Here is a 21,566-nt window from a genome sequence, read left to right on the forward strand (position 1 = left end):
ACGTGCTGCCGGTCACGTCCGGTCCCAGCGTAGCCGCGCGCATCAGCGCACCCGGGAGGTGTCCCGGGCCCGGTCGGGCGCGTCCGGGACGACCTGGTCCAGCAGCACCTGCCGGATCAGGTCCGCCGCCCAGGTGAGCACCTCACGGTCGCGAAGGGGGGTGCCGCCCACCTTCGCCGTGGTCGGCCGCGGCACGAGGACGGTGCTGGTGCCCTCCTTGTAGAGCGAGCGCGGGTAGAGCCGCTGCAGCCGCAGCTGCTGGCTCTCCTTGAGCGAGACCGGCGCCAGCCGCACCTGCTGCCCCTGGCCGACGACGTCGGTGAGCCCGGCGGCCCGCACGAGGATGCGCAGCCGGGCCACCTCGACGAGGTTGACCACCGCCTCGGGCAGCTCGCCGTAGCGGTCGACGAGCTCGGCGACGATCTCGGCGAGCTCGTCCTCGTCGCCGGCCTGGGCGAGCTTGGTGTAGGCCTCCAACCGCAGCCGCTCCCCCGGGATGTACTCGTGCGGCAGGTGCGCGTCCACCGGCAGCTCGATCTTGACCTCGGCCGGGGCCTGGCCCCCTTCGCCCTTGAAGTCGGCGACCGCCTCGCCGACCATCCGTACGTAGAGGTCGAAGCCGACCCCGGCGATGTGCCCGGACTGCTCGCCGCCGAGCAGGTTGCCGGCGCCGCGGATCTCCAGGTCCTTCATCGCCACCTGCATGCCGGCGCCGAGGTCGGTGTTCGCGGCGATGGTCTGCAACCGGTCGTGCGCGGTCTCGGTGAGCGGCTTGTCCGGAGGGTAGAGGAAGTAGGCGTAGGCCCGCTCCCGACCCCGCCCGACGCGGCCGCGGAGCTGGTGCAGCTGGCTGAGCCCGAAGCGGTCGGCGCGGTCGAGGATGAGCGTGTTGGCGTTGGAGATGTCCAGACCGGTCTCGACGATCGTGGTGCACACCAGCACGTCGAAGCGGCGCTCCCAGAAGTCCAGGACGACCTGCTCCAGCCGGTGCTCGCCCATCTTGCCGTGGGCGGTCTCCACCCGGGCCTCGGGCACCATCTCGCGGATCTTCGCGGCGGTCCGCTCGATCGTCGAGACGTTGTTGTGCACGTAGAAGACCTGCCCCTCGCGCATCAGCTCGCGGTGGATGGCCGCGGCCACCTGCTTGTCCTCGGCCGGACCGACGAAGGTGAGCACCGGGTGCCGCTCCTCCGGCGGGGTGGCCAGGGTGGACATCTCCCGGATGCCGGTGACCGCCATCTCCAGGGTGCGCGGGATCGGGGTCGCCGACATGGCCAGCACGTCGACGGCGGTGCGCATCGCCTTGAGCTGCTCCTTGTGCTCCACCCCGAAGCGCTGCTCCTCGTCGACGACGACCAGCCCGAGGTCCTTGAAGCGGACCTCGGTGCCGAGCAGCCGGTGGGTGCCGATGACCAGGTCGATGCTGCCGTCGGCCAGGCCGGCCAGCACCTCCTGCGCCTCGCGGTCGCTCTGGAAGCGGCTCAGCGAGCGGACCGTCACCGGGAAGCCGGCGTACCGCTCGGAGAAGGTGCTCAGGTGCTGCTGCACGAGCAGGGTGGTCGGCACGAGCACGGCCACCTGCTTGCCGTCCTGGATCGCCTTGAAGGCGGCCCGCACGGCGATCTCGGTCTTGCCGTAGCCGACGTCGCCGCAGACCAGCCGGTCCATCGGCACCGGCTTCTCCATGTCGGCCTTGACCTCGTCGATGGTGCTCAGCTGGTCCGGGGTCTCGACGTGCGCGAAGGCGTCCTCGAGCTCGCGCTGCCACGGGGTGTCCGGGGCGAAGGCGTGCCCCTGGGTGGCCATCCGGGCGCTGTAGAGCCGGATCAGCTCGCCGGCGATCTGCTTGACGAAGCGCTTGGCCCGGGACTTCGTCTTCTGCCAGTCGCTGCCGCCCATCTTGTTGACCGTCGGCGACTCCCCGCCGGTGTAGCGGGAGACCTGGTCGAGCTGGTCGGTGGGCACGAAGAGCCGGTCGCCGGGGTGACCGCGCCGGGAGGCGGCGTACTCGATGACGAGGTACTCGCGGGTGGCGCCCTGCACGGTGCGCTGGATCATCTCGACGAAGGAGCCGACGCCGTGCTGCTCGTGCACGACGTAGTCGCCCGGGCGCAGCTGCAGCGGGTCGACCTGCTTGCGCCGCTTGGAGGGCATCCGGCGCATATCCCGGGTGGAGCCGCCGCTGCCGCTGGTGCCGAGCAGGTCGGCCTCGGCGAGCACGGCCAGCCCGTCCTGCGCGGCGACGAAGCCGGTGCCCACGGCCGCGGTGGTCACCGCCACGACGCCGGGGGTGAGCGCGTCCGCCCCGGCCGCGGGGTCGAGCTGGCGTACCGGGACCTCGGCCTCGCCGAGCACCTCGGTGACGCGCTGGGCGAGACCGGAGCCGTCGGTGGCGATGAGCACCCGGCTGCCGGCGGTCGACCAGCCGCGGATCACCTCGACCGCCTGGTCGGTGTTGCCGCGGAAGCGGGGTGGCTCCTCGGCCGGGACCCGGAGGGTGACGTGGTCGTGCGCGACCGCGTCCTCCATGGCGCTGCTGCTGGCGGCGATCTCGTCGAGCTCGGCGTCGACGGCGAAGGGGGTGAGCGTCCACCACGGCAGCCCGACGTCCAGCGCGTGCTCCCGGGCCTCGGCCAGGGTCCAGTGCGAGGCGGTGCCGAGCACCCCTTCGAGGTCCACCGGGACCTCGTTGCCGGCGGCCGCGTTCGCCCAGGAGGCCTGCAGGAACTCCTCGCTGGTGGCCACGAGGTCGTGCGCCCGGGCCCGGACCCGCTCGGGGTCCATGAGCAGCACCCCGGCGTCGTCGGGCAGGACGTCGAGCACCGACTCCATGCCGTCGACCAGGGCCGGGCCGAGTGACTCCATGCCCTCGACGGCGATCCCCTCGGCGACCTTGCCGAGCATGTCGGCCACGCCGGGCAGCTGGCCGGCGAGCTCGGCGGCCCGGGCGCGGACGTCGTCGGTGAGCAGGATCTCCCGGCAGGGCGGGGCCCACAGGCCGTGCTCGGCCGGCCCCAGGCTGCGCTGGTCGGCGACCTTGAACCAGCGGATCTCCTCCACGGTGTCGCCGAAGAGGTCGACCCGGACCGGGTGCTCCTCGGTCGGCGGGAAGACGTCGAGGATGCCGCCGCGGACGGCGAACTCGCCGCGGCGCTCGACGAGGTCGGTGCGCACGTAGGCGGCCGCGGCCAGCGCCTCGACCACCTCGGTCAGCGGCCGCTCGTCCCTGACCCGCAGCGCCACCGGCTCGAGATCGGCCAGCCCGGTGGCGATCGGCTGCAGCACGGCCCGAACCGAGGCGACGACGACCGACAGCGGGCCGTAGTGGGCGTCGTCCGGGTCGGGGTGGCGCAGCCGCCGCAGCACCGCCAGCCGTCGACCGACGGTGTCGCTGCGCGGGCTGAGCCGCTCGTGCGGCAGCGTCTCCCAGGAGGGGAAGGTGGCCACCCGGTCCTCGTCGAGCAGGCAGCCGAGGGCCGCGGCCAGGTCGTCGGCCTCACGGGCGGTGGAGGTGATGACCAGCCGGGGCCCGGCGGAGCGCCCGGCCAGGGCGGCCAGCACCGGGGCCCGCAGGCCGGTCGGGGCGACGAGGTCGAGCACGTCGGTGCGCCCGACGTGCGCGGGCAGGTCGCGGACACCGGGGAGCGCCTCGACGGCGCTGAGCAGGGGGGAGAGAGCAGAGGCGTTCATACCTCGGTCCAGTCTGCCGCACGCCGCCGACAACCCGAACCACGAGCACCGGGACGGCCCAGCAGGGCGCGGGGACGGCGCAGCACGGCGCGGGGACGGCGCAGGATGACGTGGACAGCAGGCGAAGGGGTGGACATCCGGCCCGGGCGGTCACCGGACTGTGGCAGGGTCGTCACCGGCGGCGGCCGTGGGGTCGTCGTCGACGTGACCGAGCGGTGCGCCCGCGCACCTCGACGCGACAGGGGGTCGCTGGCGGATGGGTCGTGCACGACGGGTGGCGGGCGCCTCCCTGGGCGCCGGGCTGGTGCTCCTCTTCTCCGGCGCGCCGGTCGGCGCTGCCGTGACGCCGTCAGCATCCTCGACCGCAGCGGCTGCTGCCGTGGCTCCTGGCCCGGCGTCGACCGCGATGCTCCCGACGGACGCCCCCTTCGACCTCCCCCAGCAGCTCACCGACAACGCCGACGCCCTGAGCGACGCGGACGCGCTCGAGGACGACCTCGCCGCCCTCGAGGACGAGCACGACCTGCAGCTGTGGGTCGCCTACGTCGGCTCCTTCGACGGGGACGACGGCGAGACCTGGGCGCAGGCCACCTTCGAGGAGTCCGGGATGGGCGGCAACGACGTGCTGCTCGCGGTCGCCGTCGACGACCGCCGCTACGGCATGTGGACGACCGGCGACTCCGGGCTGAGCGACTCCGGGCTGCAGGAGGTGCAGACCTCCTACGTCGAGCCCGCGCTCGGCGACGACGACTGGGACGGCGCCGTCTCGGCTGCCGCGCAGGGCCTCGGCGAAGTCGCCGACGGGGGCGGCGGGCTGGGCGACGTCGGCTCGGGCACGGACTACTACTCCTCCGGAGGGGACAGCTCCGGGACCAGCTGGTTCGGCGGGCTCTTCTGCCTCTCCTTCCTCGCGATCATCGGCTTCGGCATCGTGCGAGCCGTGCTCGGCATGGTGCGCGGGTCCGACTCCGACGGCTCGCGACGTGGCGGCCCGACCGGCGCACCGCCGGCTCCCACGGAGGAGCCGGCCCAGGCGGCCGTCCCGACCGAGCAGCTGCGCCAGCAGGCCTCCTCGGCGCTGGTGGCCCTGGACGACGCGATCCGCTCCTCCGCCGAGGAGCTGACCTTCGCCCAGGCCCAGTTCGGCGAGCAGGCGACGCTGCAGTTCACCAGCGCGCTGGAGGCCGCACGGGAGAAGTCGGGCGAGGCCTTCCGGCTGCAGCGCGAGCTCGACGACGCCCGGCGGGCGGGTCGGCTCGGCGAGACCGACGAGCGGGCCCGGCTGCGCCAGATCCTCGACCTGACCACCCAGGCGGACGCCGACCTCGACGCCCAGGAGGAGGAGTTCTCCCGGCTGCGCGACCTCGAGGCGACGGTGCCGGAGGTGCTGCGCGACCTGCGCGGACGGGCCGGCGAGGTGGAGCGGCGATTGCCGGTAGCCGAGCAGGAGCTGTCCGGGCTGGCCGCCACCCACGCCGACGCCGCCCTGGGCAGCCTGCGGGCCCGGGTCCCCCAGGCGCGACGGCTGGTCGCCTCGGCACGCTCCTTCGTCGACACCGGTGAGCAGCAGGTGGCGGCCGGGGACCGGTCCTCGGCCGTCGCCGCCGCCCGGGCCGCCGAGGACGCGGTCGGCCAGGCCGCGGCCCACCTCGACGCGGTGATGGACGCGCGCCAGGTGCTCGCCGACGCCGGCCAGGCTCTGGACGAGGCGCTGTCCTCGATCTCCGCCGACCTCTCCGACGCCGACCGGCTCGGCGCCAACGACCAGCTCACCCTGGACGCGGTGACCGGCGCCCGGGAGGCGGTCGGGGTCGGCACCCGAGCCCGCCGCGGCGGCGACGTCCTCGGCGCGCTGGCCCGGCTGGACAGCGCCGAGCAGTACCTGGACACGGCCCTGGCCCGCTACCGGCAGGACGAGGAGCGCCAGCAGAAGCAGGCCACCCTGCTGCAGCGCCGGCTCGCCCACGTCGGCAGCCGGGTCAGCACGGTCGAAGGGGCGGTGAGCAGCGCCCGCGGCGCGGTCGGAGCCGGCCCGCGGACCGACATCTCCGAGGCGTCGCGGCTGCACCGTGAGGCGCGCTCGGTGAGCGAGTCCGACCCGGAGCGGGCCGCCGAGCTGCTCGACCAGGCGGAGCGGCTGGCCGACCGGGCCGACGGCGCGGTCCAGGCGAGCAACGACGACTGGTACTCCGGCGGCGGCTTCGGAGGAGGGTTCGGGGGCGGCTTCGGCGGCGGGCGGCGCGGCGGGATCGACGTCGGCTCGCTCGTCCTCGGCGGCATCCTCAGCGGCGGCTTCAGCGGTCGCGGCGGCGGCTGGGGCGGCTCGTCCGGCGGCTTCGGCGGCGGAGGCGGAGGCTTCGGTGGCGGCGGCGGTTTCGGCGGGGGCGGCGGCTTCGGCGGCGGCGGAGGCGGCTTCGGCGGGGGTGGCCGCTTCTGAGGAGCACCGACGAGACCGGCACCGAGACCACCGGCACAGCGCACGCACGCACAGACCAGCACCGATCAGCACCCGCACCGACCAGGAGGCACCGATGACCCAGAAGCAGACCATCCTCGGCCGCGTCAGCCAGCTCGCCAAGGCCAACATCAACGCGCTGCTCGACCGCGCCGAGGACCCCGAGAAGATGCTCGACCAGCTCGTCCGGGACTACACCAACTCGATCGCCGAGGCCGAGGAGGCGGTGGCCCAGACCATCGCCAACACCCGGATGGCCGAGGCCGACCTGCGCAGCGACCAGGAGGCCGCCCAGGAGTGGGGCCGCAAGGCGGGCGCCGCGGCGAAGAAGGCCGAGGAGATGCGTGGCGCCGGGGACACCGCCGGGGCCGACAAGTTCGAGAACCTCGCCAAGGTCGCGCTGCAGCGCCAGATCCAGCACGAGCGCGAGGTCACCGAGGCGGAGCCGCGGATCGCCCAGCAGAACGCCACGGTCGACCAGCTCAAGGACGGGCTGACCCAGATGCGCACCAAGCTCGACGACCTCAAGGGGCGCCGCGACCAGCTCGTCGCCCGGGCCCGCAGCGCCGAGGCTCAGGAGAAGGTGCAGGACGCCCTCGGCTCGCTCGACGTCATGGACCCGACCAGCGAGCTCTCCCGCTTCGAGGACCGGGTGCAGCGCCAGGAGGCGATGGCCCAGGGCCGGGCCGAGGCGCGCGCCACGACGCTCGATGACCAGTTCGCCGAGCTCGAGGACCACAGCGACGACGCCGAGATCGAGGCGCGCCTGGCGGCCCTGAAGAACCAGGGCTGAGCGCCGGCGCGGGCCACCCACGCGCCGCGGATGGTCGGTCGGGCCGGACGTCGGTCCGACCGACCATCGCTCATCGGGGTGCGTGCACCCGCTGCTGGGCGTCGGTGAGCCCGAGGGTGACGAGCAGCTCCACGGCGTCCGCCGCCTCGTCGAGGACGAACGGCAGCTCCTTGCGCTCGGTGGAGGAGAAGTCCTTGAGCACGTAGGCGGCCGCGTCCATCCGGCCCGGGGGCCGGCCCACGCCGACCCGCACCCGCAGGTAGTCCTTGGTGCCCAGGCTCGCGCTGATCGAGCGCAGCCCGTTGTGGCCCCCTTCTCCCCCGCCGCGCTTGAGCCGCAGCTCGCCGAAGGGGATGTCCAGCTCGTCGTGCACGACGACGACCTGCTCGACCGGCACCGAGTAGAAGGAGGCCAGCGCCTTCGTCGGCCCGCCGGAGAGGTTCATGTAGGAGTGCGGCACCGCGATGACGCCTCGCGGGCCGGGGCCGCCGCCCGGATCCGTGCCGAGCCGGACGGACTCCACGCTGGCCCGCGCCTTGTGGCTGCGCAGCCGGCCGCCGGCGCGGTCGGCCAGCTCGTCGACCACCATGGCGCCGACGTTGTGCCGGTTCCCGGCGTACTGCGGTCCGGGGTTGCCCAGCCCGACGACCAGCCAGGGCGCGCTCGCTTCGCTCACGGGCGGTCACTCTAGACGGCGACGGGCCGACCGCTGGTCGCGGTCGGCCCGTCGTACGTGCCTGGCAGGGCGCGGTCCCTCGCGAACCGCTGCCGGATCACTCCTCGGAGGAGCCCTCGGACTCGCCCTCGCCGTCGCCGGACTCCTCGGAGTCGCCCTCGGCGGCCGCCTCGGCAGCCTCCTCGTCCGACTCGTCCTGCTCGATGCCGGCCTCCGCCTCGGCCTCGGCGAGCTCGGCCTCCAGCTCCTCCGCGGAGATCTGCTGGGTGACGTTGACGACGAGCAGCTCCGGGTCGGAGACCAGCGTGGAGCCCTCGGGCATCTCCAGGTCGCCGGCCAGGATCTGGCTGCCGACCTCGAGGCCCTCGACCGAGACGGTGAGGTACTCGGGGATGTTGGTGACGTCGGCCTCGACCTCGAGGCTGGCGTTGTCGACGGTGACGACCGTCTCCGGTGCGGCCTCGCCCTCGAGGTGCACCGAGACCTCGACGGTCGCCTTCTCGCCGCGGCGGACGATGACGAGGTCGATGTGCTCGATGAAGGGCTTGATCGGGTCGCGCTGCACGTCCTTGGCCAGGGCCAGGCGGTCCTCGCCGTCGAGGCCGATGGTCAGCAGGGCGTTGGGGTTCTTCAGCGCCATCATGGCGTCGTGGCCCGGCAGGGTGATGTGCACCGGGTCGCCGCCGTGGCCGTACATGACGGCGGGGATCTTGTCGGCGCGGCGGATGCGGCGGGCCGCACCCTTGCCGAACTCGGTGCGGGTCTCTGCCGGGATGCGGATCTCGTCCTGGGCCATGGGTGTGCTCCTCGGGTTGTCACGTCGGTGGGCCGGGCGGCCGGTGGTCGCGGTGGCCTCAGCGCGGGACGCGGCGCGGACGGGTCACGCGCTCGCCGGGAGGCGCACCGCGTCGATCACGGAGGCTGCGGCCGTGCAGCGTCCCTCGCCGAGGCAACCCCGCGATATTAGTCCACGCGGTCGAGGTCGGCCAAACCCTCGGGGCCGGCCGGGGCGGCGGACCCGGCGGCGACCTCGGCGGTGGCATCGGCGGCGGCCCCGACGGCAGCATCGGGCCCGGGGATCGCGGCCGTCGCAGCCTCGCGCTGCTGGCCCAGCCGGACGCAGATCACCCCGACGAGGATGGCCAGGCCACCGAGCAGCTGCACCGGCGCCATCGACTGCCCGACGAGCAGCCAGGCGACCAGCACGGCGAGGACGACCTCGCTCAGCCCGACGAAGGAGGCCACGGTCGCGCCGAGCATCCGCGCGGCGATGACTCCGGTGAGATAGGCGAGGACGGCGGCGACGAGGACCAGCTCGACCACCGCGACCCACCACGGCAGGCTCGCCCCGGCGACCGCGATGTCGCGCGTGCCGGCATCCATCGGCAGCACGCCCACCGCGCCGGCCCCGGCGAGGGCCAGCGCGCCGACGACCAGGCCGCCGCCGGCGAGGACCTGCGGCGGCAGGTCCGAGTCGTCCTGCGCGGGCAGGGTGAAGAAGGCGACGAGCCCGAGCGCGGCGAGCAGGCCGTAGACCACGCCGAGCGCGTCGATCCGGGCTCCGGAGGTGACGTCGAGGACGAGCGCCAGCCCGAGCAGCGCGGCGGCGCAGCCGGCCAGGGTGAGCCGGGCCGGGCGACGCTGGTGGCGCAGCCAGGCCCAGCCGACGATGAGCACCGGGGCGAGGTACTCCAGCAGCAGCGCGACGCCCACCGACAGCCGGTCGACGGCGCTGAAGTAGGCCAGCTGGCACCCGGCCACCGCGACGAGGCCGTAGGCCAGCACGGTCACGGCGTGCCGCCGCAGCACCGACCAGCGGCCGCGCAGGGCGATCACGGTCGGCACGAGCAGCACCAGGGCGGCACCGCCGATGCGCACGGTGACCACGGCGCCGGCGCTCCAGCCGGTGTCCATGAGCATGGTGGCGAAGGTGCCCGAGGTGCCGAAGGCGAGCGCGGAGAGCAGCGCGATCCCGAGCCCGAGGGCGGTGCCGCCCGGGCGGCTGGTGGCCGTGGCGGTCGGCGTCGGCGTGGCGGGCGCCGTCGGCGTCGGGACGGACGCCTCCGGGGCCGGCGATGCGGTCACGATGGCGAGGTCGTTGGTCGGGCGGTGGCTTTGGACGGTCACGTCTCTCCTCCTTCGTCATGAGTCATATACGCTGTTGCCGATGACGCTACCGATACGAGCCGTCAGGAGTCAAGATGCTCTTTGCCCATGACACAGTGATCGCCCTGCACGGCGCCGCCGCGCTCGTGAACACCATGGGCGGGATCGGTCCGGACACCGCCGACGAGCGCCCGGAGATCCTGCACGAGCCCGCCGACCTGGCCCGCTTCGTCCAGGAGTGGGAGTGGAGCGGGCACCCGACGGTGGACCAGCAGGCTCTCGCCGACGTCCGGGCGTTGCGCCCCCGCCTGCACGAGCTGTGGCAGGAGGTGCCGGACGCGGCCTTCGCCGACGTGGTGAACGCGCTGCTCGCGGACGCCGACGCGCGCCCGCGCCTGGTCACCCATGACGACCTCGGCTGGCACATCCACGCCACCCCGGACGACGCCCCGATCGCCCGGCGGATGCAGGTGGAGGCGGCGATGGCGATGGTCGACGTGCTGCGCGCCGGGGAGCGCTCGCGGCTGCGGGTCTGCGCCGCCGACGACTGCGACCGGGTGCTCGTCGACCTCTCCCGCAACCGCAGCAAGCGCTACTGCGACCACGGCTGCGGCAACCGGGTGGCGGCTGCCGCCTACCGCTCGCGCCGCTCCGGCTGAGCCACACCCCCTTCGGCACCCCCTCCCCTCGCCCGCTCCCCCTCCTCTTCCCCTCCCTCACCCCACCTCACCCGCGCGAACGAGCGCGGATGGTCGCCTCGCCGGTGGCGGAGGCGACCATCTGCGCTCACTCAGCCGGGCCTGGGGACAACTCGACGGCCGGCTGCGCGCATCCGGGCAGTCTGCGGGGCATGCCCGTCGATCCCGAGCCGCTGCCACCGGACCTGCGCCAGGCCCACGCCTTCCGCACCCGGGAGGCCACCGCGGCAGGCGTGCCTGCCGAGCGGCTGCGGCGCGCGGACGTCCGGTCGGTGACCCACGGGGTGCGCACCTGCCAGGACATCTGCGGCGAGGAGGTCCTGGCCGCGCTGGCCCTCGGGCTGTCACCGCCCTTCGCCTTCTCGCACCAGACCGCAGCCGCCGTGTGGCGGCTCCCGCTCCCGGGCGCCACCGGCGACGAGCCGGTGCACGTGACCCGGCCGAGCGCACTCGCCCAGACACGACGCCGCGGCGTCGTCGGGCACCGAGGGCTCGAGTCACGGACCACGACCACCCTGCGCGGGCTGCCGGTGACCGACCTGATGGACACCTGGGCCGACCTGGCCTCGTGCGGCCTGCGCACGGACGACCTCGTCGTGGTCGCCGACGTCGTCGTCCGGCGCCGGCCCGACCTGCTCGTCGGGCTGCACCAGGTGGCCGCCCGGCGGCGTCGCGGCGGGCGGGCGCTGCGGGAGGCGGCCGCCCTCGTCAGGGTCGGGTCCGACTCGCCGATGGAGACCCGGACCCGGCTGGCGCTGGTGCGCTCCGGGCTGCCCGAGCCCGAGCTCAACGGGGACATCCACGACGACACCGGCGGGTGGGTGGCCCGGTGCGACCTCGTCTGGCGGGAGGCGCGGGTGGTCGTGGAGCACGAAGGGGACCAGCACCGCACCGATCGTCGCCGGTGGCGCCACGACATCGCCCGGCTGCGTCAGCTCGAGGCGCTGGGGTGGCGGGTCGTCCGGGTGACCGCGGACGACCTTCACGGGCGCCGGCTGCAGGAGCTGGTGGCCCTGCTGGCTCAGCTGCTTCTCACCCCGGCCCGGTGAGCGAGCGCATCCGGTCGCCTCGGACGGGTCCGAGGCGACCGGATGCGCTCACTGACAGGTCGACGGGCGGAGGGCAATCAGGCCTTGCCGTCGAAGAGGCTCGTCACGGAGCCGTCCTCGAAGACCTCCTTGATCGCGGCCGAGATGAGCGGCGCGATGGACAGGACGGTCAGGCCCTCGAAGTCGTGCTCCGGGCCGAGCGGCAGGGTGTTGGTGACGATGATCTCCTCGGCGGCGCACTCCTTCATCCGCTCCACCGCGGGCGAGGAGAAGATCGGGTGCGTCGCGGCGATGATCACGCCGGCGGCGCCTTCGGCCATGAGGGCGTCGGCGGCCTTGGCGATGGTGCCGCCGGTGTCGATCATGTCGTCGACGAGCACGCACCAGCGGCCCTCGACCTCACCGACGACCCGGTTGGCGATGCTCTCGTTGGGCCGGGAGATGTCCCGGGTCTTGTGGATGAAGGCCAGCGGGGCGCCGCCGAGCTTGCGCGACCAGGACTCGGCGACCTTGATCCGGCCGGCGTCCGGCGAGACCACCGACAGCGGCCGGTCGCCGTACTTCTCGCGGACGTAGCGGGTGAGGATCGGCATCGCCATGAGGTGGTCGACCGGCCCGTCGAAGAACCCCTGGATCTGGTCGGTGTGCAGGTCGACCGCGATCAGCCGGTCGGCGCCGGCGGTCTTGAAGAGGTCGGCCATGAGGCGGGCGCTGATCGGCTCGCGCCCCTTGTGCTTCTTGTCCTGGCGGGCGTAGCCGTAGAAGGGCTGGACGACGGTGATCCGCTTGGCCGAGGCGCGCTTGAGGGCGTCGACCATGATGAGCTGCTCCATCACGGCCTCGTTGATCGGCGCCGCGTGGCTCTGGATGACGAAGGCGTCGCAGCCGCGCACCGACTCCTCGTAACGCACGTAGATCTCGCCGTTGGCGAAGTCGTAGGCCGAGGTCGGGACGAGGTCGGTGCCCAGCTCGGCCGCGACCTCCTGGGCGAGCTCGGGGTGGGTCCGCCCGCTGAAGACCATGAGGTTCTTCGCCGGGGTCTTGAGGATGCCGGTCACTTACGCGCCCTTCTCGTCACGGTGCTGGTCGTCCTGGTGCTCGCTCTGGTCCTGCGTGCCCTGGCTGGTCTCGGAGCCGCCGCTCGCGGCCTGCGCCGCGTCGGCGGTGGGGGTGCCGGCGCGACGGCGGGCGACCCAGCCGTCGACGTTCTTCTGCCGGCCCCGGGCGATGGCGATCTGTCCCGGGTCGACCGCCGCCGTGATGGCCGATCCGGCGGCGACGTAGGCCCCGTCGGCGATCTCCACCGGGGCGACGAGCACCGAGTTCGAGCCGACGAAGGAGTGCCGGCCGACCCGGGTGCGGCCCTTGGCGACCCCGTCGTAGTTGGCGACGATGGTGCCGGCGCCGATGTTGGCACCGTCGCCGATCTCGGCGTCGCCGCAGTAGGTCAGGTGCGGCACCTTGGCGCCGTCACCGATGGTGGCGTTCTTGGTCTCGACGAAGCCGCCGATCTTCCCCTTCGCCCCGAGCGTGGTGCCCGGCCGCAGGTAGGAGTAGGGGCCGACAGTGGCCTCCGCGCCGATCACCGCGAGATTGGCCTCGGCCCGGCGGATGCTGGCCCGGTCGCCGACCTCGCAGTCGGTGAGGGTGACCTCGGGGCCGATGGTGACCTCGGCGCCGATCGTCGTCGCGCCGAGCAGCTGGGTGCCGGGCTGGATGGTGGTGTCCTGGCCGATGGTGACGTCGGCGTCGATCCATGTCGTGGCCGGGTCGACGATGGTCACCCCGGCGCGCATGTGGGCCTCGCAGGTGCGCTGGTTGAGGATGCGGCCGAGGTCGGCGAGCTGGACCCGGTCGTTGACCCCTTCGGTCTGCGGCAGGTCGTCGAGGACGTGCGCGACCACCCGGCCGCCGGACTGGCGGGCCAGCCCGAGGACGTCGGTGAGGTACTTCTCGCCCTGGGCGTTGTCGGTGCTCACCCGGGCGAGCTCGGCGCGCAGCACGGCGGCGTCGAAGGCGTAGATCCCCGAGTTGATCTCGCGGATCGACCGCTCCTGCTCGGTGGCGTCCTTGAACTCGACCACCCGCTCGACGTGGCCGTCGGCGTCCCGGACCACGCGGCCGTAGTTCAGCGCGTCCGGCAGCACCGAGGTGATCATCGTCACCGCGGCGCCAGCGCTCTCGTGGTGCTCGGTGAGCGCGGCCAGGGTCTGCGTGGTGAGCAGCGGCACGTCGCCCATCGTCACGAGGACCGTGCCGGTGAGGTCGTCGGGCAGGGCGGCCAGGCCGCACTCGACGGCGCGGCCGGTGCCCTTGACCTCGTCCTGGTCGGCGATGACCGCGGGCTGCTCGAGCCGCTCGTTCATCTCCTCGACGTGGGCGGCGACCCGGTCTCGCTGGTGGCGGACGACGACGACCGTCCGCGCGGCGCCGCTGCCGGCGGCGGCGTGCATGGAGTGGCCGAGGAGGGAGCGGCCACCGATCCGGTGCAGCACCTTCGGGGTGCTCGACCTCATCCTGGTCCCCTCGCCTGCGGCGAGGATGATGACGGCAGACGGGCGGACGTCGCTCACGTGCGGTCTCCCACGGGGTCGGGGGCGTCGATGTGCCCCGCAGCCCGCACGGGACCTCGCTACTGTACCCGCGCGCCGCGGCCCCCTTCGCCGGGACGGGCGAAGGGGGCCGGGCCGTGAGGTCGTCGGTCGGGGACAGGGGGTGGATCGACGCCGCACGGTGGGGGCCGGACGGGCCGGCCACAGGTCAGCTGTTGTCGTCCTGGTCGTCGTCGGTGTCGTCCGAGCCGTCGTCGTCCTGGTCGTCGGACGAGTCGTCGTCGTTCGAGTCGTCCGAGTCGTCCGAGCTGTCGTCGCCCGAGTCGTCGGCGTCGTCCGAGCCGTCGTCGTTGCCCTGGTCGTCGGCGTCGTCGTCCGTGCCGTCCGAGTCGTCGGACTGGTCGCCGCCGTCGTCGGACTGGTCCTCGCCGGAGCCCTCGTCCGTCTGGGTGACGCTGGTCTCGTCGTTCGTCTCCTCGTCGTCAGCGCTCCCGCAGGCGGCGAGGGCGAGGGGCAGGGCGGCGATCAGGGCGATGGTGGTTCGTCTCATGGCTCTACGAGACCACCCCTGGATGAAGTCCAGATGAGGCACGCACCGATCCGCATGAAGGTCTTGTCATCGAACACATGTTCGACTACGATAGGTGCATGTCAGCAGCCCCGCTCACCGCGACGTCCACGGCGGACCGTCTCCAGGCGGCGCTGGCGGACGCGCACGCGGCGGTCGATCGGCTGCTGTCCGCGACCGACGGGGAGCAGCCCGACGGCCGACAGGGCGTGGGCGCCGGTGGCAGCATGCGTCAGCAGCTCACCGAGGTGGAGCGGCTGGCCCGGCGGGTTGATGCCGTGCGGCTGCGGGTCCTGGCGCGTGCTGAGCGGGAGAGGCTGGTCGATCGCACCGGCCACACCGACACCGGCTCGTGGGCGGCCGACGCCACCAACGGGGACCGGCGACCGGCAGCGCGGGACGTCATGCTCGCGACCGCGCTCGACGCGCCGGGCGAGGCGCTGGTGGACCTCACCGGCGATGGCGGTCAGAGCAGCGACGCCGGCGGCCCCGGGACCAGCAGCGGCACGGGCAGCGGCACGGAGACCAGCAGCGGCACCGAGGACCGCCCTGCCAGCGGTGCTGAGCCATCCTTGGCAGGCGACCGAGCGGGTGAGGCACCCGGGCGTCGTCGGATGCAGGCGACCCGGGCGGCGCTGTCCGCGGGAGACATCAGCACCGAGCACGCCCGCGTCATCGCGCGCGCCCTGGACGACCTGCCTGATCGCGTCGGTGAGCTGGGTCGGCGCCGGTGCGAGCAGCGGCTGCTCTCGCTCGCCGCGCGCCTCTCCCCCAGCCGGCTGCGCAGCGCGGGCCGGCGGATCCTGGCCGAGGTCGAGCCGGACCCCCAGGTGGCCGACGCGCACGAGGATGCGCTTGTCTCGCGCGACGAGGACCGGGCGCACGAGCGCGCGGAGCTCTGGATCAAGGACAACCACGACGGCACGATGACCGGTCACTTCACGGTCCCCCGGGCCTCGGGCATGGTGCTGCGCAAGGTGATCGACGCGATGACCGCGCCGCGTCGCCATGACGGGCGCGACGGGGACGGGCCGGTTCCCGCAGCGGCGCGCGGCGCCGGGACGGGGTTCGGCGGCGAGCGCATCGGGGCCGACCGGAAGGCCGCCGGCCTCGACTGGCAGCACCGCCGGGGCCTCGCGCTGGCCGACCTGCTGCTCCGGCTCCCCACGGATCACCTGCACGCCAAGGTCGCCGCGACGCTGCTGGTGACGACGCGGCTCGAGGACCTGCAGGGCGAGCTGACGAAGGTGGGCGGCACGGACATGGCCGAGCCGGTCGGTGCCGGCACGGTCCGGCGGATGGCCTGCGGTGCCGGGATCGTCCCAGCGGTGCTGGACGGGGAGTCGGTGCCGCTCGACCTCGGGCGGCAGCGCCGGCTCTTCAGCGACGCTCAGCGGGTCGCCCTGGCGAGCAGGTACACCGAGTGCGCGGCCGAGGGCTGCGACCGCCCCTTCGCCTGGACCGAGATCCACCATCTGAGGGCCTGGCAGTCCGGCGGGCCGACCGACCTGGACAACGCGGTGCCGTTGTGCGGCCGACATCACCGGATGATCGACGGGCCAGACTGGCAGCACTCGCTGCGGCGGGGCACCGACGGGACCACGACCATCCGCTTCCACCGCAGGACGTGAGCGCGCGGGTAGCACGCCTGACGCCCGCGCCCGCTGCCGACAGCATCAGTGGGGCGAGGTCTTCGGCGCGCGGCTCCCCGGGTAGGAGTCGAACCTACGTCGCTTGTCCTGATTCAAAGTCAGGCGGGCCCTGCCGGCAGACCAACCGGGGAACGCCGTGGTCGCCGCCACGGCTGCCAGCCAGGGTAGATCACCGCCCAGGTGCGAGGATGGCGCCCGTGAGCCAGGTCCGACGTGCCCGCATGACCGGTCAGCAGCGACGCGAGCAGCTGGTCGCGGTCGGGCGGTCCCTCTTCGCCGAGAAGGGGGTCGACGGCACCTCCGTCGAGGAGATCGCCGCCACCGCCGGCGTCTCCAAACCGGTGGTCTACGAGCACTTCGGCGGCAAGGAGGGGCTCTATGCGGTCGTCGTCGACCGCGAGATCCAGGCGCTGACCACGGCGATCACCGACGCGCTGATGTCCGACGGCTCCTCGCGCGAGCTCATCGAGCGGGCCGCGATGGCGCTGCTGGACTACATCGAGCACTCCACCGACGGCTTCCGGATCCTCGTGCGCGACTCGCCGCACCCCGGCAGCGCCGCACCGACCGAGGACGCCACCGAGACCACACCGGCGGGCGGCACATACGCGAGCCTGCTCAGCGACGTCGCCGCCCAGGTCGAGCACCTGCTCTCCGCCGAGCTGGGCCGCCGCGGGTTCCCGGCGCGCACCTCGCCGCTCTATGCGCAGATGCTCGTCGGCATGGTCAGCCTCACCGGCCAGTGGTGGCTCGACTCGCGCGGCATGCCCCGCGAGGAGGTCGCCGCCCACCTGGTCAACCTCGCCTGGAACGGTCTCACCGGCTTGCAGCCGGACCCCGAGCTCACCGACGCGCGCGGCGGCGGCGAGCAGGCCGGCTAATCCCGCACGCTCGGTGGACGGTGAGCGACTCTCCACCGGTGCGGGGCGGCGGGTCTGCTCAGGGCTTGCGGCCCACCGCGAAGACCCGACGGAAGGGGAAGATGACCCCGGCCGGGGTCCGCGGATAGGCCTGAGCCACCCGCTCGGAGTAGTCAGCGAGGAAGGCCTCGCGCTCCGCCTCGTCGCTCAGCAGGTCCAGCACCGACCGCAGGCCCGTGCCGCTCACCCAGTCCACCACCGGGTTCTCCGACGCACCCTCCGGGTCGAGCACGTGGTGATACGTCGTCTCCCAGGCGTCCACGGCCAGCCCGTGCTGCGACAGGATCTGGATGTACGTGCCCGGCTCGCCCGCGCCGAAGCGCTTGGTCGCCGCCTCCAGCTCGCCGCGACGCTCGTGCCGGGTCGCGGCCTCACGCATCAGCGCGTGCGTCGGCGCGTCGAAGTTGCCCGGCACCTGCAGCGCGAACCAGCCGCCCGGCGCCAGCGCGTCCGCCCACTCCCCGACCAGCGGCAGGTGCTTCGGGATCCACTGCAGCGTCGCGTTGGAGACGATGACGTCCGGCGCGGCCCCGAGCGAGCCGATGTCCCAGCTCGCGAGGTCCGCCTCGACCCACTCGACCCGACCGTCCTGGTCGTGCTCGCGGGCGGCGGCGAGCATCTCCGGCGAGCTGTCCACGCCGACCACCCGTGCCTGCGGCCAGCGCTCGGCCAGCGACAGCGTCAGCGGTCCGTTCCCGGCACCGAGGTCCACCACCAGGCCCGGCTGCTCGGCCCCGACCCGGGACAGCAGGTCGACGAATGGGCGAGAGCGCTCGGTCGCGAACTGCGCGTAGGCCTGCGGGTCCCAGCTGGGCGACATGTGTCCTCCTGACGTCGACGGTCGGTGTCTCCCCCCGATCCTGCCTGGCCACCGATCGTAGACGCGGCACCGCCCCCGCATCTTGATATCGAGATACTCGGGAACGGTATTCTTGACGGGTGACCGACCAGCCGGGGCTGCGTACCCACGACGACGTCGACGAGATCGTCGACGCGTGGCGGCGTGAGCGGCCGGACCTCGACCCGGCGCCGCTGCAGGTCTTCTCCCGGCTCTCCCGGCTGGCCCGTCGGCTCGACCTGGACCGGGCCGGGGCCTTCGCCCGGCACGACCTCGACGGCTGGGAGTTCGACGTCCTCAGCGCCCTGCGCCGGGCGGGCGAGCCCTACGTGCTCTCCCCCGGCCAGCTGGTCCAGCAGACCCTGGTCACCTCCGGGACGATGACCAACCGGGTGGACCGGCTTGTCCGCCGCGGCTGGGTCGAGCGCGAGCCCTCGCCCACCGATCGGCGCGGGGTGCTGGTGCGTCTGACCGCGGCCGGTCGCGCCACCGTGGACGCCGCGATGGCCGACCTCATCGCCCGCGAGCGCGACCTGCTCGCCGACCTCGACGCCGATCAGCAGGCCGAGCTCGTGGGGCACCTGCGGCGCCTGCTGGCGCCCTTCGAGGGCTGAGCCCAGCTCCCTTCGCCCCCGGACATGACCGTCCGGCTGGCCCTCCCCCTTCGCCCGGGTCGGTGGCGCAGCAGGGACCGGCCCTCAGAAGTACACGGCCAGCGGTCCCTGCGGACCGTCGATGCAGGTCACCGGCGTCTCGAAGACCCGGGTCAGCACCTCGTCGGTGAGGATCTCCGCGGGCGGGCCGAGCTCGACCACGTCGCCGTCCTTCATGGCGCAGATCTGGTCGGCGTAGTGGCCGGCGAAGTTCACGTCGTGCAGCACGACGACGATGGTCCGGCCCAGCTCGTCGGCGGCCCGGCGCAGGTGCTGCATCATCAGCACCGCGTGCTTCATGTCGAGGTTGTTCAGCGGCTCGTCGAGCAGGACGTAGTCGGTCTCCTGGCTGAGGATCATCGCCACGTAGGCGCGCTGCCGCTGCCCGCCGGAGAGCTGGTCGAGGTAGCGGTGCTGCAGCTCGCCGAGGTCGAAGAAGTCGATGGAGCGGCTGATGATCCGCTCGTCCTCGACCGTCAGCCGCCCCCGGCTGTAGGGGAAGCGACCCAGCCCGACGAGCTGGCGCACGGTGAGCCGGGTGACGAAGTGGTTCTCCTGGCGCAGCACCGAGACGATCTTCGCCAGCTCCTTGCTGGGTGTCCTGGTGACGTCGTGCCCGGCCACCGTCGTGGTCCCGGCGTCGGCGCCGAGCAGCCGTCCGATGATGGTCAGCAACGTGGACTTGCCGGCGCCGTTCGGCCCGACCAGCGCGGTGATGCCGCCGGCCGGCAGGACCACGTCCACCGGGCCGATGCGCACCTCGCTGGAGTAGTCCTTGCGCACGCCCTGCAGCTCGATCACAGCCGACCCTTCCTGAGGATGACGATGAGGAAGACCGTGCCGCCCACGGCCTCGATGATGATGGAGACGACGCCCTCGGCGTAGAAGACGTTCTTCAGCACGACGTAGGCCCCCGCGAGCACGACGAAGCCGAGCAGCGCGGCCACCGGGAAGAGGTGGCGGTGGTCCCAGGTCGGCGCCAGCTGGTAGGTGAGCGTGGCGACGAGGAACCCGAGGAAGGTCATCGGCCCGATGAGCGCGGTGGAGACTGCCATGAGGATGGAGACGAGGAAGAGGGTGAGCATCACCTCGCGGCGGTGCGCCACCCCGAGGTTGGTGCTCACGTCGCGGCCCAGGGAGACGAGGTTCAGGTGGCGCCCGCGCCACCACAGCCCGGCCGTGGCGAGCACGCACAGCGGGATCGCCAGCGGGAAGTAGTCGGCGTCGGCGTTGGAGACCGAGCCGAACATCCGGGCGGTGAGCACGTCGAACTCGCTGGGGGTGAGCAGCCGCTGCATGAAGGTCGAGACCGAGCGCAGGCCGCCGCCGATGATGATGCCGACGAGCAGCATCACCTGGATGTTGCCGTAGCGCCCGGAGAGCAGCCAGCCGAAGAGGACCAGCGAGAAGGCGACCATGAGCACGACCTGCAGCGCGAACTGCGGCACCCCGGTCAGCGCCACGACCCCTGCCACGCCCATGAGGTAGACCGCGCTGGTCTGCACCGCGACGTAGAGCGCCTCGAAGCCCATGATCGAGGGGGTGATGATCCGGTTGCTCACCGCGCTCTGGAAGGCGACCGTGGCCACGCCCTGGCAGATCACGACGACGGTGATCGCGGTGAGCGTGGTCGCGCGCAGCTCGGCGATCCGCCAGAAGCCGGTGGTACCGAACGGCATCGGGTTGTCCCAGGCGAGGATCCCGGCGGCGAAGAGGGCGGCCAGCACGCTCAGGCCCGCGACCAGGCCCCAGTAGCGCCGCCGCGCCTGGCTGGTCGAGAAGGGGCCGGCGCCGACGGTGACCGTAGGGGCGCCGGCCGCGGGGTCCGGTCCCGGTCCCTGGGCGAGCGGGGCGCCCGGCGTGGCGGTGCTCGCCTCAGCCATGACGCCGGCTCCGCAGCAGCAGCGCGACGAAGACCACTGCGCCGACGATCCCGAGGATGAGCGAGACCGGCACCTCGAAGGGGGCGATGATGGTGCGGCCGATGATGTCGCAGACGGTGACGATGGCGATGCCGAGCAGGCACACCCACGGCAGGTTGCTGCGCAGGTCGTCGCCTCGGAACATCGAGACGACGTTCGGCACGATCAGCCCGAGGAAGGGCAGGTTGCCGACCACGACGGTGACCACCCCGGTGGCCACGGCGACCAGCCCGGTGCCGACGAGCACGACCGCCTGGTAGTTCAGGCCCACGTTGGTGGCGACGTCCTCGCCGAGCCCGGCGATGGTGAAGCGGTCGGCGACGACGAAGACCGCGACCGCGACGAGCGCGACGACGTACAGCGCCTCGTACTGCCCGCGTACCACCGAGGTGAAGCTGCCGGCGAACCAGATGCCCAGGCTCTGCAGGGTGTCGGTGAGCAGCGCGATGTAGGTGGTCACCGAGGCGACGACGGCCCCGAGCATGATCCCGACGATCGGCACGATGAGCGAGGAGCTCAGCTGCACCTGGCGCAGGAAGAGGAAGAAGATCATCGTGCCGATGAAGGCGGCGACGATCGCGCCCAGCATCCGCGGCAGCAGGCCGGCCGTGGGGAAGAGCACCATCATGAGGATCAGGCCCAGCCCGGCCCACTCGGTGGTGCCGATGGTGGTCGGCTCGACGAAGCGGTTCTGGGTGAGCAGCTGCATGACGAGGCCGGACATCGCCATGGCGGCGCCGGCCAGCACGAGGGCGACGGTGCGCGGCACCCGGGTGATGGCGAACATCTCCCGCCCCTGCTCGCCGCCGCCGATGACGTCGACCACGCCGGTGAAGAGGGAGAGCACGAGCAGGGCGGCGACGGCGAGGGTGCCGAGCAGCAGCTTGCCGTCGATCAGCCGGCCCTTGTCCCGGGCGGGGCGGGCGTCGGGCTCGGTCATCGTGGACATCGGGCTCCGTTCACGACGGGCGCCCTCGTCCCGCGGCGGGTGGCC

18 protein-coding genes and 1 tRNA gene are annotated in these 21,566 nt (G+C 73.3%); 7 read left to right on the plus strand and 12 right to left on the minus strand.

Annotated features, from left to right (window positions below; genetic code table 11):
• Window positions 1-42: 42 nt before the first annotated feature.
• The gene (gene mfd, locus BJY28_RS01605; protein ID WP_179461454.1) at window positions 43-3,690 is read right to left on the minus strand and encodes a transcription-repair coupling factor; all 3,648 of its coding nucleotides are present in this window, start codon (window positions 3,688-3,690) and stop codon (window positions 43-45) included.
• Between the two features lie 256 nt (window positions 3,691-3,946).
• On the opposite strand from mfd, the gene BJY28_RS01610 reads away from it, so the two are divergent.
• Window positions 3,947-6,127, plus strand: a complete 2,181-nt coding sequence (locus BJY28_RS01610; protein ID WP_179461455.1) for a TPM domain-containing protein — start codon at window positions 3,947-3,949, stop codon at window positions 6,125-6,127.
• 94 nt (window positions 6,128-6,221) lie between these two features.
• Window positions 6,222-6,938: a PspA/IM30 family protein gene (locus BJY28_RS01615; protein ID WP_179461456.1), complete on the plus strand. Its 717-nt coding sequence runs from the start codon at window positions 6,222-6,224 to the stop codon at window positions 6,936-6,938.
• 70 nt (window positions 6,939-7,008) lie between these two features.
• On the opposite strand, the gene pth is transcribed toward BJY28_RS01615, so the two are convergent.
• From pth to BJY28_RS16710, 3 genes are all read right to left on the minus strand, one after another.
• Complete coding sequence (pth, locus tag BJY28_RS01620; protein WP_343036906.1) at window positions 7,009-7,614, minus strand: aminoacyl-tRNA hydrolase; 606 nt, start codon at window positions 7,612-7,614, stop codon at window positions 7,009-7,011.
• Window positions 7,615-7,711: 97 nt separating this feature from the next.
• Window positions 7,712-8,410, minus strand: a complete 699-nt coding sequence (locus tag BJY28_RS01625; RefSeq protein ID WP_179461457.1) for a 50S ribosomal protein L25/general stress protein Ctc — start codon at window positions 8,408-8,410, stop codon at window positions 7,712-7,714.
• Between the two features lie 167 nt (window positions 8,411-8,577).
• A complete protein-coding gene (locus tag BJY28_RS16710; RefSeq protein WP_343036907.1) occupies window positions 8,578-9,741 on the minus strand; it encodes an EamA family transporter in 1,164 nt (387 codons plus the stop codon).
• Between the two features lie 74 nt (window positions 9,742-9,815).
• On the opposite strand from BJY28_RS16710, the gene BJY28_RS01635 reads away from it, so the two are divergent.
• Together BJY28_RS01635 and BJY28_RS01640 are read left to right on the plus strand one after the other, a co-directional pair.
• A complete protein-coding gene (locus BJY28_RS01635; RefSeq protein ID WP_179461458.1) occupies window positions 9,816-10,379 on the plus strand; it encodes a CGNR zinc finger domain-containing protein in 564 nt (187 codons plus the stop codon).
• Between the two features lie 191 nt (window positions 10,380-10,570).
• Window positions 10,571-11,467 (plus strand): DUF559 domain-containing protein, encoded by an 897-nt coding sequence (locus BJY28_RS01640; protein ID WP_179461459.1) that lies wholly within the window; start codon window positions 10,571-10,573, stop codon window positions 11,465-11,467.
• 77 nt (window positions 11,468-11,544) lie between these two features.
• Here BJY28_RS01640 and BJY28_RS01645 read toward each other — a convergent pair whose 3' ends face one another.
• The 3 genes from BJY28_RS01645 to BJY28_RS01655 form a co-directional block, all read right to left on the minus strand.
• The gene (locus BJY28_RS01645) at window positions 11,545-12,525 is read right to left on the minus strand and encodes a ribose-phosphate diphosphokinase (protein ID WP_179461460.1); all 981 of its coding nucleotides are present in this window, start codon (window positions 12,523-12,525) and stop codon (window positions 11,545-11,547) included.
• Complete coding sequence (gene glmU, locus BJY28_RS01650; RefSeq protein ID WP_179461461.1) at window positions 12,526-14,040, minus strand: bifunctional UDP-N-acetylglucosamine diphosphorylase/glucosamine-1-phosphate N-acetyltransferase GlmU; 1,515 nt, start codon at window positions 14,038-14,040, stop codon at window positions 12,526-12,528.
• A gap of 187 nt (window positions 14,041-14,227) precedes the next feature.
• Window positions 14,228-14,569, minus strand: a complete 342-nt coding sequence (locus BJY28_RS01655; RefSeq protein ID WP_179461462.1) for a hypothetical protein — start codon at window positions 14,567-14,569, stop codon at window positions 14,228-14,230.
• A gap of 98 nt (window positions 14,570-14,667) precedes the next feature.
• On the opposite strand from BJY28_RS01655, the gene BJY28_RS01660 reads away from it, so the two are divergent.
• Window positions 14,668-16,218: an HNH endonuclease signature motif containing protein gene (locus tag BJY28_RS01660; protein WP_179461463.1), complete on the plus strand. Its 1,551-nt coding sequence runs from the start codon at window positions 14,668-14,670 to the stop codon at window positions 16,216-16,218.
• A gap of 73 nt (window positions 16,219-16,291) precedes the next feature.
• On the opposite strand, the gene BJY28_RS01665 is transcribed toward BJY28_RS01660, so the two are convergent.
• Window positions 16,292-16,370, minus strand: a tRNA-Gln gene (locus BJY28_RS01665).
• Between the two features lie 57 nt (window positions 16,371-16,427).
• Here BJY28_RS01665 and BJY28_RS01670 point away from each other — a divergent pair.
• Window positions 16,428-17,120, plus strand: coding sequence for a TetR/AcrR family transcriptional regulator (locus tag BJY28_RS01670; RefSeq protein WP_179461464.1), 693 nt, complete (start codon window positions 16,428-16,430; stop codon window positions 17,118-17,120).
• Window positions 17,121-17,178: 58 nt separating this feature from the next.
• Here BJY28_RS01670 and BJY28_RS01675 read toward each other — a convergent pair whose 3' ends face one another.
• Entirely contained in the window at window positions 17,179-17,979 is an 801-nt protein-coding gene (locus BJY28_RS01675) for a methyltransferase domain-containing protein (protein ID WP_179461465.1), read from the minus strand.
• Window positions 17,980-18,098: 119 nt separating this feature from the next.
• Between BJY28_RS01675 and BJY28_RS01680 the strand changes: the two genes are divergently transcribed.
• Window positions 18,099-18,611 carry a MarR family winged helix-turn-helix transcriptional regulator gene (locus tag BJY28_RS01680; protein WP_343036908.1) on the plus strand — a complete coding sequence of 171 codons (513 nt, stop codon included), beginning with the start codon at window positions 18,099-18,101 and terminating at the stop codon, window positions 18,609-18,611.
• Window positions 18,612-18,695: 84 nt separating this feature from the next.
• Here BJY28_RS01680 and BJY28_RS01685 read toward each other — a convergent pair whose 3' ends face one another.
• From BJY28_RS01685 to BJY28_RS01695, 3 genes are read right to left on the minus strand one after another with little or no spacing between them, the layout of a single operon-like run.
• Entirely contained in the window at window positions 18,696-19,451 is a 756-nt protein-coding gene (locus BJY28_RS01685) for an ATP-binding cassette domain-containing protein (protein WP_179461466.1), read from the minus strand.
• Window positions 19,448-20,533: an iron chelate uptake ABC transporter family permease subunit gene (locus BJY28_RS01690; RefSeq protein ID WP_179461467.1), complete on the minus strand. Its 1,086-nt coding sequence runs from the start codon at window positions 20,531-20,533 to the stop codon at window positions 19,448-19,450. Before BJY28_RS01690 ends, BJY28_RS01685 begins: the two co-directional genes overlap by 4 nt.
• Window positions 20,526-21,521 carry an ABC transporter permease gene (locus BJY28_RS01695; protein ID WP_179461468.1) on the minus strand — a complete coding sequence of 332 codons (996 nt, stop codon included), beginning with the start codon at window positions 21,519-21,521 and terminating at the stop codon, window positions 20,526-20,528. Before BJY28_RS01695 ends, BJY28_RS01690 begins: the two co-directional genes overlap by 8 nt.
• Between the last annotated feature and the right edge of the window lie 45 nt (window positions 21,522-21,566).

It is taken from the genome of Janibacter alkaliphilus (assembly GCF_013408565.1).
Classification (GTDB): domain Bacteria; phylum Actinomycetota; class Actinomycetes; order Actinomycetales; family Dermatophilaceae; genus Janibacter; species Janibacter alkaliphilus.